Source organism: Pseudomonas sp. H26/SER47-MNA-CIBAN-0231 (assembly GCF_040310465.1).
GTDB lineage: Bacteria > Pseudomonadota > Gammaproteobacteria > Pseudomonadales > Pseudomonadaceae > Aquipseudomonas > Aquipseudomonas atacamensis.
Genome location: NZ_JBEOPW010000019.1, coordinates 105,272 through 117,659, shown reverse-complemented (window position 1 = coordinate 117,659; position 12,388 = coordinate 105,272). Strand labels below are relative to the sequence as shown.

Here is a 12,388-nt window from a genome sequence, read left to right as displayed (position 1 = left end):
TGTACTGCGCTAACAGTCAGAATCGAGCCTTGTCCCTCCTCCTCCCTTCAAGTCCTACCATACAAGCGAGCCTGCTCCGGGCGGCGTTCCGACGAAAGCTGATTGTCAGTCAACATCTGTGTTGAATGACACACCGCTTTCGCGAGCAGGCTCGCTCCCACAGGTTCGTCCGGCGTCAGCCCAACTAAGCTTATGAAACCACTTCAACCGGCTCCCCATCATGATCACCAGCCGCACGCCTTCCATCACAGGCCTTACCGGTCGCCCCGAGCGCCTGCTGATCCTCGGCAGCCTGCTGACCGTGATTGCGATGGTGTGCATCGTCACCTTCCTGCTGATCCGCGAGTACGCCAGTGCGCAGGAAGTCGCCACGCGCCGCGCCACGACCATCGCGCAATTGATCGATGCCGATGTGCTGCGCACCGTCGAGCTGTACGACCTGACGCTGCAAGGGCTGATCGCCGCCGCTCAGCGTGACGACCTGCAGAACGTCTCGCCGCAGATCCGTCATCTGGCGCTGTTCGATCGCTCTGCCACCGCGCGCTTCAAGGGCGACATCCTCCTGCTCGACAAGCATGGCGAGGTGATCGCCGACTCCTCGCGCATCGAAGCGAAACCGGGCAATTTCGCCGACCGCGATTATTTTCTCGCTCATGCATTCAACCGCGACATCGGCATGTTTATCAGCCGTCCGTTCAAGACCCGCTGCGATTGCGAAGAGGCCGATCAGTGGCGCATCAGCTTCAGCCGGCGCATTTCCTCGCAGACCGGCGAATTCCTCGGCGTTGCCGTCGCTTCGTTGAAACTCGACTACTTCGACGACCTGTTCAAGAGCCTCGACATCGGCACCGACAGCACGTTGAACATCATCAACAGCGATGGCGTGCTGCTCGCGCAGAAGCCGTATCTGCAGAGCGATTCGGTCGGCAAGAGTTTCGGCAACCGGCCCAACGTCGTGCGGATTCTCAGCGACCGCGATGGCAGCGGCAGTTTCACCAGCACCTCTAGCATGGATAAACAACGGCGGCTCTACACCTACTCGCGGGTCGGCAATCTGCCGTTGACCGTGATGGTCGCGCTGTCCAGCGAGGAGGTGTTCGGCACCTGGCGGCGCACGGCGATCCTGATCAGCGGCGCCACCGGCGTGTTGTGCCTGGGGCTTTTGTGGCTGACCTGGCTGCTCGCCAGGGAACTGCGTTTGCGCCATCGCGCCGAACGCGAACTGGCGCAACTGGCTGCCACCGATGACCTGACCGGCGTGGCCAACCGGCGCATGCTCGATCAGACCCTGCGCCACGAGTGGTTCCGCGCCCAGCGCTCGGGCCAGCCGCTGTCGGTGATGATGATCGATGCCGACCACTTCAAGGCCTTCAATGATCGCCATGGCCATCAGGCTGGGGATCAGGTCTTGCGTGAACTGGCCAAGGTCATCACCGCGAACGTGCGACGCCCGGCGGATCTGGTCGCGCGGTATGGCGGTGAAGAGTTTTCGGTGATTCTCGCCGAGACCGACAGCGCAGGAGCGCAGCAGATCGCCGAGCAGATTCGCCAGGCTGTGGAAAACTTGCCCTGGGTCGAAGGCGCTGAGCGGGCGATGACCGTGAGTATCGGCATCGCCACTTGGACATCGGCGAGCGAGATGACCCTGGAGCAGTTGTTGTTTGCCGCGGACAAGGCGCTGTATCAGGCCAAGGAAGGCGGGCGTAATCGCGTTGTGGTGTCAGCCTGATGTTTCCAGGGTGAAGGCACCGGCGCCTTCGCGAGCAGGCTCGCTCCCACGGTTGGAATGCCTTTCAAAGGTGGGAGCGAGCCTGCTCGCGAAGAGGCCTGATCAGGCACTAGAGAAACCACAGGCATAAAAAAAGGCCATCCGAGGATGGCCTTCAAAAAACTAGAGAGGTTTTTTACTTACACCGCCGCAACCGGCCGCATGTAAGAGATTGGTGCGGTGCTGGCGTCTTCGAACGTCACCACTTCCCAAGCGTCTGTCTGCTCAATCAATTTGCGCAGCAGCTGGTTGTTCAGTGCATGACCGGACTTGAAGCCTTTGAACTCACCAATCAGGCTGTTGCCCAGCAGGTACAGGTCGCCAATCGCATCGAGGATCTTGTGTTTGACGAATTCGTCTTCATAACGAAGACCGTCTTCGTTCAACACGCCATCAGCGTCGACCACGATCGCGTTTTCCACGCTGCCGCCGAGTGCGAGGTTGTGCTTGCGCAGGTACTCGATATCACTCATGAAGCCAAAGGTACGGGCGCGGCTGACTTCTTTAACGAACGAAGTGCTGGAAAAATCCACGCTTGCACTCTGGGTGCGGTCCCGGAATACCGGGTGATCGAAATCGATCTCGAAGCTCACCTTGAAACCTTCGAAAGGGACGAAAGTGGCGCGCTTGTCGCCGTCTTCCACTGTCACTTCACGCAGGATGCGGATGAATTTTTTGGCGGCGTCCTGTTCTTCCAGGCCTGCCGATTGAATCAGGAATACGAAGGGTCCAGCGCTGCCATCCATGATCGGGACTTCGGACGCGGAGAGCTCGACGTAGGCGTTATCGATGCCCAGGCCAGCCATGGCCGAGAGCAAGTGCTCTACCGTGTCCACTTTGACGTCGCCATTGATCAGCGTCGTCGACATAGTGGTTTCACCGACGTTTTCCGCGCGGGCAGGAATCTGCACCACAGGGTCGAGGTCAGCGCGACAAAACACAATGCCAGTGTCGACAGGCGCAGGCTTGAGAGTCAGATAGACCTTCTCACCGGAGTGCAGGCCTACACCTGTGGCACGGATAATATTTTTCAGTGTGCGTTGTTTAATCATGGCTTGGGCCGCTTCAGCGCAAATTGCGAACTGGTATCAACAAAGGCTGGCGATGATAGCAGACCATGCCTTTGCTGAACACCAATCACCTTCATAGCCCTGATACATTCCATCAATCGGCCTGACGACGCAGGAATGCCGGAATGTCCAGGTAGTCCAGGTCATCCTGCGGATTCATCTTCGCGGCAGCCGCAGCACCGGCCTGAGCCTGGTTGCGCATGACGGTCGGACGGTCCAGGTCACGGTAGTTCACCGCTGGCTGCTCCTGACGGGCCGGAGCCGGTTGTTGCACCTGGGCGGAAGCCATCGAGGTGTGCACGGTGTTGTCGATAACCTTCACAGGCTTCTCGATTTTCGCGCCCAGACCGGTGGCAACCACGGTTACGTGCAGCTCGTCGCGCATGTCCGGATCGATAACGGTACCGACCTTGACCATCGCGTGCTCGGAAGCAAAGGCTTCGATGATCGAACCCACGTCGGAGTACTCACCCAGGGACAGGTCAGGACCGGCGGTGATGTTCACCAGAATGCCGCGCGCGCCTTGCAGGTTGACGTCTTCCAGCAGCGGGTTGCGGATTGCCGCTTCGGTAGCTTCACGTGCACGGTTCGGACCGCTGGCGCAGCCAGTGCCCATCATCGCCATGCCCATTTCGCTCATCACGGTGCGTACGTCGGCGAAGTCGACGTTGATCATGCCCGGACGTTTGATGATGTCGGAGATACCGCGAACGGCACCGGCCAGTACATCGTCAGCCTTGGCGAAAGCCGACAAGAGGCTTGCGTCTTTGCCGAGGATGGTCAGCAGTTTTTCGTTCGGAATGGTGATCAGCGAGTCGACGCTTTCCGAAAGCATGCGAATGCCTTCGTCGGCGATCTGCATACGCTTGCGGCCTTCGAACGGGAACGGACGGGTCACGACCGCAACGGTCAGGATGCCCATTTCCTTGGCCACTTCGGCGATGATCGGCGCTGCACCGGTACCGGTACCGCCGCCCATGCCGGTGGTGATGAACACCATGTTGGTGCCGGCCAGCACTTCAGCGATGCGCTCGCGGTCTTCCAGAGCGGCTTGACGGCCGACCTCAGGATTGGCGCCGGCACCCAGGCCTTTGGTCACGCCGGTGCCCAGTTGCAGGATGGTCCGCGCGCCGATGTTTTTCAGCGCTTGAGCATCGGTGTTGGCGCAGATGAACTCAACGCCTTCGATGTTGCTCTTGACCATGTGATTGACAGCGTTGCCGCCGCCACCGCCGACACCGATAACTTTGATTACCGGGCTTGCGGGGATGTTGTCTACGAGTTCGAACATTTTCCCTCTCCTTACATTCTCTAGTTTTTTCGCCTACTGCTGTTTGTTGCGGTGTTGCGGTAAAGCTTTTAAAAATTGCCCTGAACCCACTTTTTCAGTCGGTCCAGCAGCGGCGCCTGAGGCTCTTCGCTGCTGTAGCTGTCGCGGCTGCCGATGCCGGAGAACGAAACTCCGTCGGACTGCTTTTGCAGGCCGTACATCAACAAACCGACGCCAGTGGAATAAATCGGGTTGCGTACCACGTCATCCAGACCTTTCACGCCATGCGGCACACCGAGGCGCACCGGCATGTGGAAGATTTCTTCGGCCAGTTCAGTGGCGCCTTCCATTTTCGACGTACCACCGGTGAGCACGATGCCCGCCGGGATCAGGTCTTCGTAGCCGCTGCGACGCAGCTCGGCCTGGATCAGGGTGAACAGTTCGTCGTAACGCGGCTCGACCACTTCGGCCAGGGCCTGACGCGACAGTTCGCGCGGTGGACGGTCGCCAACGCTCGGCACCTTGATGGTTTCACCGGCACCGGCCAGTTTGGCCAGGGCGCAGGCGTAACGGATCTTGATCTCTTCGGCGTACTGGGTCGGAGTGCGCAACGCCATGGCGATGTCGTTGGTCACTTGATCACCGGCAATCGGAATCACGGCGGTGTGACGGATCGCGCCTTCGGTGAAGATCGCGATGTCGGTGGTGCCGCCGCCGATGTCGACCAGGCACACGCCCAGTTCTTTCTCGTCGTCGGTCAGCACCGAGTAGGCCGAGGCCAGTTGCTCGAGAATGATGTCGTCGATTTCCAGACCGCAGCGGCGCACGCATTTTTCAATGTTCTGTGCAGCGTTGACGGCGCAGGTGACCACGTGAACCTTGGCTTCCAGACGCACGCCGGACATGCCCAGGGGCTCGCGCACGCCTTCCTGGTTATCGATCACGTAATCCTGCGGCAGGGTGTGCAGCACGCGCTGGTCAGCCGGGATCGCCACGGCCTGAGCGGCGTCGAGCACACGCTCAAGGTCCGCCGAGCTGACTTCGCGATCACGGATCGCGACGATGCCGTGGGAATTCAGGCTGCGGATGTGATTGCCGGCCACGCCGACGAACGCCGAGTGAATGCGGCAGCCGGCCATCAGTTGGGCTTCTTCGATCGCGCGCTGGATCGACTGCACGGTGGATTCGATGTTGACCACCACGCCCTTCTTCAGGCCGCGGGACGGATGCGTGCCGATCCCGACGATTTCCAGCTGGCCGTCGTCCGCGACCTCGCCTACCAGCGCCACCACTTTGGAGGTGCCGATATCCAGACCGACGATCATTTTGCCGCTTTGCACGTTTGCCATGGGTCCTGCCTCTTCTTAATTCTTTGCGACAGCGGGTTGGGCTGTCGTCGGCGCTACGGGTTCCCGCCAGCCAACAGCGAGGCCGTTGGCGTAGCGCAGATCGATGCGCGCAATGTTCGTAATCTGCTCTTTCAGCGTCTTGTCATAGATGGCGATGAAGCGGCGCATCTTTTCCACCAGGTTGCCGCGTCCCAGCAGCAACTCGATGCCGGGGCCGGAACTGCCGGCACCGGTGGTCAGGAACCAGCTGCCGCGTTCACGCAATTCCAGGCGTGCAATCGAAAAACCCAGCGGCCGCAGCAGTTGGCTCAGCACCTGATACTGCTGCATCACCTGCTGCTGAGCCCGTTGTGGGCCGAACAGCTGCGGCAGGTGTTCGTAGTTCGCCAGCTCTCTGGGGGTAAATGCCTGACCCTGATTGTTCAGCAGCGACTCGTCGCCCCATCGGGCCACCGGCAATTGCTCTTCGAGGCGGATCACCACCTGGTCCGGCCACACCCGGCGCACTTCGGCATGAGCGATCCATGGCATCTGTTCCAGCTCTTTGCGCATGCCGGCGAGGTCGATGGTGAAGAAGCTCGACGCCACGAACGGCGCGATTCGCTGCTGCACCGCCTGCTGGCTGATGTAACTGAGGTCGCCCTGCACCGCGACCTTGCTGATCGGCCGGTCGGCGTACGGCAGCAGACGCTGCGCGCCTTCGTAGGTGCCAAAGCCCAGCGCCACCAGCAGCACTGGCCAGAACAGGCTTTTCAGAAAGCTGAAATTGGCTTTCGGCAGGCGCGCGGACATCGGCTCTTTCGCCACCATTCGGCTGGCACCCCGCGGCACCGGCTTGCGGCCGGGTGCGGGTGGCTGATGTCTGAGATGAGCGCCTTGCATGGTCTTAACCTCGCGCCTCTGTTGCGCCTGCGTCTTCAACGCTGGCGGCCAGAATGGCCAGAACCAGTTGCTGGAAATCCAGACCGGCAGCCCGCGCCGCCATCGGCACCAGGCTGTGATCGGTCATGCCCGGTGCGGTATTGACTTCGAGGAACCAGAACTGCCCGTCGGCGTCCTGCATCACGTCCGCCCGGCCCCAACCGGCGATACCCAGCGCCTCACAGGCCTTGGCCGTGAGCTCCATGAGTTCCTGTTCCTTGGCCGCGTCGAGCCCGCACGGAATGCGGTACTGGGTATCGTTGGCGATGTACTTGGCGTCGTAGTCGTAGAACGTGTGCGGTGTACCCAGGGCGATAGGAGGCAACACCTGGTCACGCAGGGTGGCGATGGTGAACTCCGGACCTTGAATCCATTGCTCGACCAACACTTGCGAATCGTAGGTACTGGCCGCTTTCCATGCGTCGATCAACTCGGACGCAGAATTCACTTTGGCCATCCCGATACTTGAACCTTCATGCGCCGGTTTGACGATCAAAGGCAGGCCCAGTTCCGTCGCTGCGGAAATACAATCGGCTTCGCTGCACAGTACGGCGTGACGCGGCGTCGGAATCCCGAGGCTGTGCCAGACCTGCTTGGTGCGCAGCTTGTCCATCGCCAGTGCGGAAGCAAGAATGCCGCTGCCGGTGTAAGGGATGCCCGCGCACTCGAGCAGGCCCTGCATGCTGCCGTCTTCACCGCCGCGACCGTGGAGAATGATGAACGCGCGGTCGATCTTTTCGCTGAGCAGACGCTGCAGGAAGTCTTCGCCCACATCGATACCGAACGCATCGACGCCAGCGCTTTGCAGTGCCTCGAGCACGGCGTTGCCGGATTTCAGCGAAACCTCACGCTCGGCACTCAGGCCGCCGAAGAGCACGGCGACGCGGCCGAAGTCTTTCGGCGCGATGGTGGAGAACAGCTTGGCGTAGGCAGCAGTCATTTCAACTTCCCCTCGACCGGCGCCGCCACGGCGCCGGCGAACAATTCACTTTTCAACAGCTTCGGCGCGAGACCGCCGATATCACCAGCGCCCTGGCACAGCAGAATGTCGCCCGCGCGCAGCAGCGGCTTGACCAACGGCGCCAGGTCAACGCCACGCTCGATGTAGATCGGGTCGAGCTGACCGCGCTGACGGATGCTGTTGCACAGCTTGCGGCTGTCGGCGCCCGGGATCGGCTCTTCGCCGGCCGGATAGACTTCCATCAGCAGCAGCACGTTGGCGTCGGCCAGTACATTGACGAAGTCGTCGTACAGATCACGGGTGCGGCTGTAGCGATGCGGCTGGTAGACCATCACCAGACGACGCTCCGGCCAGCCACCGCGCACGGCTTTGATCACCGCAGCGACCTCGGTCGGGTGGTGACCGTAGTCGTCGACCAGCATCACGTTGCCGCCGTCTACCGGCAGTTCGCCGTAGACCTGGAAGCGTCGGCCAACACCCTGGAAGCCTGACAGGCCCTGAACGATGGCTTCATCGCTGACGCCTTCGTCGGTGGCGATGCAGATGGTCGCCAGCGAGTTGAGCACGTTGTGGTTGCCGGGCATGTTCACCGACACGTCCAGCGGCTCGCGATCCGGGCGCAGCACGGTGAAGAAGGTCTGCATGCCCTGCTGACGGACATTGATTGCGCGTACGTCGGCGTCTTCGCTGAAGCCGTAGGTCACGGTCGGACGTTTCACCAGCGGCAGGATTTCACGCACCACCGGATCGTCCAGGCACATCACCGCCAGCCCGTAGAACGGCAGGTTGTGCAGGAATTCGACGAAGGTTTTCTTCAGTTTGTTGAAGTCACCGTCGTAGGTCGCCATGTGGTCGGCGTCGATGTTGGTGACCACGGCCACCAGCGGCTGCAGATGCAGGAAGCTCGCATCGCTTTCGTCGGCTTCGGCGATCAGGTAACGGCTGGTGCCGAGCTGGGCATTGGTGCCCGCTGCATTCAGACGACCACCGATCACGAATGTCGGGTCCAGACCACCGGCCGCGAACACCGAAGCGATCAGGCTGGTGGTGGTGGTTTTGCCGTGGGTACCGGCGACGGCGATACCGTGGCGATAGCGCATCAGCTCGGCGAGCATTTCTGCACGCGGCACTACGGGAATGCGGCGTTCAAGGGCAGTCGCCACTTCCGGGTTGGACGTGTTCACTGCGCTCGACACCACCAGCACGTCGGCGGTAGCGGCGTTCTCGGCACGGTGACCAATGAAGATCTGCGCGCCAAACGATTCAAGGCGCTCGGTGACCGGCGACGCTTTCAGGTCGGAACCGGAAACTTGGTAGCCCAGGTTCAGCAACACTTCAGCGATGCCGCACATGCCCACGCCGCCGATGCCGACGAAGTGGATGCGACGGATGCGGCGCATTTCCGGTTGTGGCATGGCTTTCTGATTCTCAACCATGGGCCACCTCCAGACAGGTATCGACCACGCTACGGGTGGCATCGGGTTTGGCCAGTCGGCGGGCCGCTTGGGCCATTGCTTCGAGTCGTTGCGGTTGCATCAAGACCTCTGTCAGGCGCGCGGCAAGATCCGCGGCACCAGTCGTTCTTTGCGGCATCAGGAAGGCAGCGCCTTCGCGGGCCAAATAATCGGCGTTGCGGGTCTGGTGATCGTCGATCGCGTGGGGCAAGGGCACCAGCATCGAGGGCAGACCGGCGGCCGCCAGCTCACTGATGGTCAACGCGCCAGCGCGGCACACCACCAGGTCAGCCCAGCCATAGGCCTGGGCCATGTCTTTGATGAACGGCTGCACCTGCGCTTCCACACCCACGGCGCGGTAACGCTCGGCAGTCACTTCATCGTGATTTTTGCCGGCCTGATGAAACACTTCCGGGCGCAGGTCGGGAGCGACTTGGGCCAGGGCTTCAGGCAGCAATTTGTTCAACGGTTCTGCGCCCAGGCTGCCGCCAAGGATCAGCAAACGCGCTTTGCGCCCGGCCAGCGCCGGTCGCGATGTGTCGAGGAACAGCTCGCTGCGCACCGGATTTCCGGTGGTACGGCGGCTGTCCGACAGAGTAAAGGTGTCGGGGAACGCTTCACACACTCGGGCGGCGAACGGCACCAGCAACCGATTGGCGGTGCCGGCGACAGCGTTCTGCTCGTGAACGATCACTGGCACGCCGGCCAGTTTCGCAGCAAGGCCACCAGGGCCGGTCACATAACCGCCGAAGCCAACCACGCACACCGGCTTCAGACGGCGCATGATCGCCCGCGCCTGCCACACCGATTTCAGCAGCATCAGCGGCGCCTTGAGCAGCGACAGCTTGCCCTTGCCGCGCAGACCGCTGGCATTGATCCGGTGCAGTTCAAGCCCTGCCGCCGGAACCAGTTCGTTTTCGATCCCGCGTGGCGTGCCGAGCCAGTGCACGGTGTAGCCGCGCGCCTGAAACTCGCGGGCACAGGCCAGCGCCGGGAACACGTGGCCGCCGGTACCGCCGGCCATGATCAATACGTTAGCGCCCATGAGTCGGCTCCTCGGCGAAGTCGCTCTCCTGGAATTCCATCTCTTCGCTGCCCAGGTGGGTCCGACTCTCCCACTCGATGCGCAACAACAGGCCCAGACAAGCGCAGCAGATCACCAGCGAGCTGCCGCCGTAACTGAGGAACGGCAAGGTCAGACCTTTGGTTGGCAGCAGGCCGACGTTCACACCGATGTTGATCAGGAACTGACCAATCCACAGGAACGACAAGCCGTAAGCCACGTAAGCGGCAAAGAACTGCTTGGCCTTCTCCGCCCACAGGCCGATGTACATGCCGCGAATACACACGAACACGAACAGCGCGACGGTGCACAACGAACCCACGGCGCCCAGTTCTTCGGCAAGTACCGAGAACACGAAGTCGGTATGCGCTTCCGGCAGATAAAACTGTTTCTGCACGCTGTTGCCCAGGCCGACGCCCAGCCACTCGCCGCGACCGAAAGCGATCAAGGCCTGCGACAACTGATAACCGGCGCCGAACTGGTCGGCCCACGGGTCGGCGAAGTTGGTCAGACGCGCCATTCGATACGGCTGCATCTGGATCAGCAAAACCACCGCGCCAACCGCCAGCACTACCATCAGCGAGAAGCGGAACAGCCCGACCCCGCCAAGGAACAGCATCGCCGCCGCCGCGCCCATCATGACTACGGTGGCACCGAAGTCCGGTTCCATCAGCAACAGACCGGCCATTGGCAGCAGAACGATGAACGGCTTGAAGAAGCCCATCCAGCTTTCGCGTACTTCTTTCTGCCGGCGCACCAGATAACCGGCGAGGTAGATCACCACGAACACCTTGGCGATTTCCGACGGCTGCACGTTGAAGAAGCTGAAACCGATCCAGCGCATCGAACCGTTCACTTCGCGGCCGATGCCGGGGATGATCACCATCACCAGCAGGCCGAACGCACCGATCAGCATCATCCAGCCGAGGCGCTGCCAAGTGGCGATCGGGATCATCATGGTGACAATGCACGCGCCCAGACCCAGCACCACATAGATAAGGTGGCGAATCATGTAATACAGCGGACTGCCCGACTGCGCCGCCGCCACTTCGGTGGACGCCGAGGCGATCATGATCAGGCCGAGACCGAGCAACGCCAGGCAACCGGCGAGCATCGGGAAGTCGAGGTCGATGCCACGCCCGGTGATCAGCGGCGACGGGTACGGCTTGATGATGTTTCTCAGGTTCATGCCAGTTCCTCCACAGCGCGGACGAACTGGTGACCACGGTCTTCGTAATTCTTGAACATGTCGAAACTGGCGCAGGCCGGCGACAGCAGCACCACATCGCCGGGTTGGGCAGCGGCGCGGCATTGCGCGACGGCGTCGACCAGCGAGGACGCGCGGATCAGCGGCACGGCATCACCGATGGCCTCGCCGATCTTGTCGGAGTCGCAGCCCATCAGGATCACGGCGCGGCAGTTGGCCGCCACCGGATCACGCAGATCATTGAATTCGGCGCCCTTGCCGTCACCGCCGGCGATCAGAATGACCTTGCCGTCGATGTCCGCGCCGAGGCCTTCGATCGCGGCCAGAGCGGCGCCAACGTTGGTGGCTTTGGAATCGTTGTAATAGGCCACGCCGTCGAGATCGCGCACCCACTGGCAGCGATGCTCGAGGCCGGCAAACGTACGCAATGCAGAGAGCATGGCGTCGAACGGCAGGCCCACCGCGTGACCCAGTGCCAATGCGGCGAGAGCGTTGGACTGGTTGTGCGCGCCGCGAATCTTCAGATCACGCACCGGCATCAGGTTCTGGAATTCGAAGGCCAGGTACTTCTCGCCGTCTTCTTCGCGGATCCCGAACGCTTTGAAATCCGGTTTGCTCAGGCCAAAGGTCCAGCATGGCTGGCCTTCGCCGATCAATGGACGGCTCAGGGCGTCCTGACGGTTGACCACAAACTGCTTCGCGCCCCGGAAGATCCGGTGCTTGGCCAGGTGATAGGCCGGCAGACCGCTGTAGCGATCCATGTGGTCTTCGCTGATGTTCAGTACGGTGGCGACCTCGGCGTTGAGCTGGTCGGTGGTTTCCAGCTGGAAACTCGACAACTCCATGACGTACAACTCGACATCATCGCTGAGCAGATCCAGCGCCGGGGTGCCGAGGTTGCCACCGACAGCGACGCGCTTGCCGGCCGCAGCCGCCATCTCACCGACCAGAGTCGTCACGGTGCTTTTCGCGTTGGAACCGGTAATGGCCACGATCGGCGCCCGTGCGTTACGCGCGAACAACTCGATGTCGCCGGACATTTTGACGCCACGGGCGGCGGCGGCTTGCAGGGCCGGGGTCGCCAGCGCCAGGCCGGGGCTCACGTAGAGCTCGTCGGCACGGCAGAGGAATTCGACGTCCAGCTCGCCACAACGCACTTCCACGTGCGGATAGTCACGCTTGAGCGTGGCCAGTTCCGGTGGATTTTCCCGCGTGTCGGCCACAGCAAACGACGTGCCCCGGTTCGCCAGGAAGCGAACCAGGGACATGCCGCTCTTGCCGAGGCCGACAACGATGCGGAAGTGGTCAGAAGCGATCAGAGACAC

At 61.7% G+C, this 12,388-nt stretch carries 10 protein-coding genes; 1 reads left to right on the top strand and 9 read right to left on the bottom strand.

The window, feature by feature from the left end; all coding sequences use genetic code 11:
• The first annotated feature begins 220 nt into the window (after window positions 1-220).
• The gene (locus tag AAEZ10_RS23305) at window positions 221-1,729 is read left to right on the top strand and encodes a sensor domain-containing diguanylate cyclase (protein WP_350571168.1); all 1,509 of its coding nucleotides are present in this window, start codon (window positions 221-223) and stop codon (window positions 1,727-1,729) included.
• Window positions 1,730-1,908: 179 nt separating this feature from the next.
• Here AAEZ10_RS23305 and lpxC read toward each other — a convergent pair whose 3' ends face one another.
• From lpxC to murD, 9 genes are all read right to left on the bottom strand, one after another.
• Complete coding sequence (gene lpxC / locus AAEZ10_RS23300) at window positions 1,909-2,820, bottom strand: UDP-3-O-acyl-N-acetylglucosamine deacetylase (protein ID WP_007916984.1); 912 nt, start codon at window positions 2,818-2,820, stop codon at window positions 1,909-1,911.
• A gap of 112 nt (window positions 2,821-2,932) precedes the next feature.
• Window positions 2,933-4,129, bottom strand: coding sequence for a cell division protein FtsZ (gene ftsZ, locus AAEZ10_RS23295; RefSeq protein ID WP_016773283.1), 1,197 nt, complete (start codon window positions 4,127-4,129; stop codon window positions 2,933-2,935).
• Between the two features lie 68 nt (window positions 4,130-4,197).
• Complete coding sequence (gene ftsA, locus AAEZ10_RS23290) at window positions 4,198-5,457, bottom strand: cell division protein FtsA (protein WP_016773282.1); 1,260 nt, start codon at window positions 5,455-5,457, stop codon at window positions 4,198-4,200.
• A gap of 15 nt (window positions 5,458-5,472) precedes the next feature.
• Window positions 5,473-6,339 (bottom strand): cell division protein FtsQ/DivIB, encoded by an 867-nt coding sequence (locus tag AAEZ10_RS23285; RefSeq protein ID WP_016773281.1) that lies wholly within the window; start codon window positions 6,337-6,339, stop codon window positions 5,473-5,475.
• A 4-nt stretch (window positions 6,340-6,343) separates the two neighbouring features.
• Entirely contained in the window at window positions 6,344-7,318 is a 975-nt protein-coding gene (locus AAEZ10_RS23280; RefSeq protein WP_016773280.1) for a D-alanine--D-alanine ligase, read from the bottom strand.
• Complete coding sequence (murC, locus tag AAEZ10_RS23275) at window positions 7,315-8,775, bottom strand: UDP-N-acetylmuramate--L-alanine ligase (RefSeq protein WP_039761387.1); 1,461 nt, start codon at window positions 8,773-8,775, stop codon at window positions 7,315-7,317. The genes AAEZ10_RS23280 and murC overlap by 4 nt, the downstream gene beginning before the upstream one ends.
• Window positions 8,768-9,838: an undecaprenyldiphospho-muramoylpentapeptide beta-N-acetylglucosaminyltransferase gene (gene murG / locus AAEZ10_RS23270; protein WP_041479961.1), complete on the bottom strand. Its 1,071-nt coding sequence runs from the start codon at window positions 9,836-9,838 to the stop codon at window positions 8,768-8,770. Before murG ends, murC begins: the two co-directional genes overlap by 8 nt.
• Window positions 9,828-11,045, bottom strand: a complete 1,218-nt coding sequence (gene ftsW, locus AAEZ10_RS23265) for a putative lipid II flippase FtsW (protein WP_016773276.1) — start codon at window positions 11,043-11,045, stop codon at window positions 9,828-9,830. The genes murG and ftsW overlap by 11 nt, the downstream gene beginning before the upstream one ends.
• Complete coding sequence (murD, locus tag AAEZ10_RS23260; RefSeq protein WP_350571164.1) at window positions 11,042-12,388, bottom strand: UDP-N-acetylmuramoyl-L-alanine--D-glutamate ligase; 1,347 nt, start codon at window positions 12,386-12,388, stop codon at window positions 11,042-11,044. The genes ftsW and murD overlap by 4 nt, the downstream gene beginning before the upstream one ends.

Bases quoted from the DNA above. Each gene is read 5' to 3' on its own strand.
- AAEZ10_RS23305 (WP_350571168.1), top strand. From the start codon at position 221: ATGATCACCAGCCGCACGCCTTCCATCACAGGCCTTACCGGTCGCCCC.
- lpxC (WP_007916984.1), bottom strand. From the start codon at position 2,820: ATGATTAAACAACGCACACTGAAAAATATTATCCGTGCCACAGGTGTA.
- ftsZ (WP_016773283.1), bottom strand. From the start codon at position 4,129: ATGTTCGAACTCGTAGACAACATCCCCGCAAGCCCGGTAATCAAAGTT.
- ftsA (WP_016773282.1), bottom strand. From the start codon at position 5,457: ATGGCAAACGTGCAAAGCGGCAAAATGATCGTCGGTCTGGATATCGGC.
- AAEZ10_RS23285 (WP_016773281.1), bottom strand. From the start codon at position 6,339: ATGCAAGGCGCTCATCTCAGACATCAGCCACCCGCACCCGGCCGCAAG.
- AAEZ10_RS23280 (WP_016773280.1), bottom strand. From the start codon at position 7,318: ATGACTGCTGCCTACGCCAAGCTGTTCTCCACCATCGCGCCGAAAGAC.
- murC (WP_039761387.1), bottom strand. From the start codon at position 8,775: ATGGTTGAGAATCAGAAAGCCATGCCACAACCGGAAATGCGCCGCATC.
- murG (WP_041479961.1), bottom strand. From the start codon at position 9,838: ATGGGCGCTAACGTATTGATCATGGCCGGCGGTACCGGCGGCCACGTG.
- ftsW (WP_016773276.1), bottom strand. From the start codon at position 11,045: ATGAACCTGAGAAACATCATCAAGCCGTACCCGTCGCCGCTGATCACC.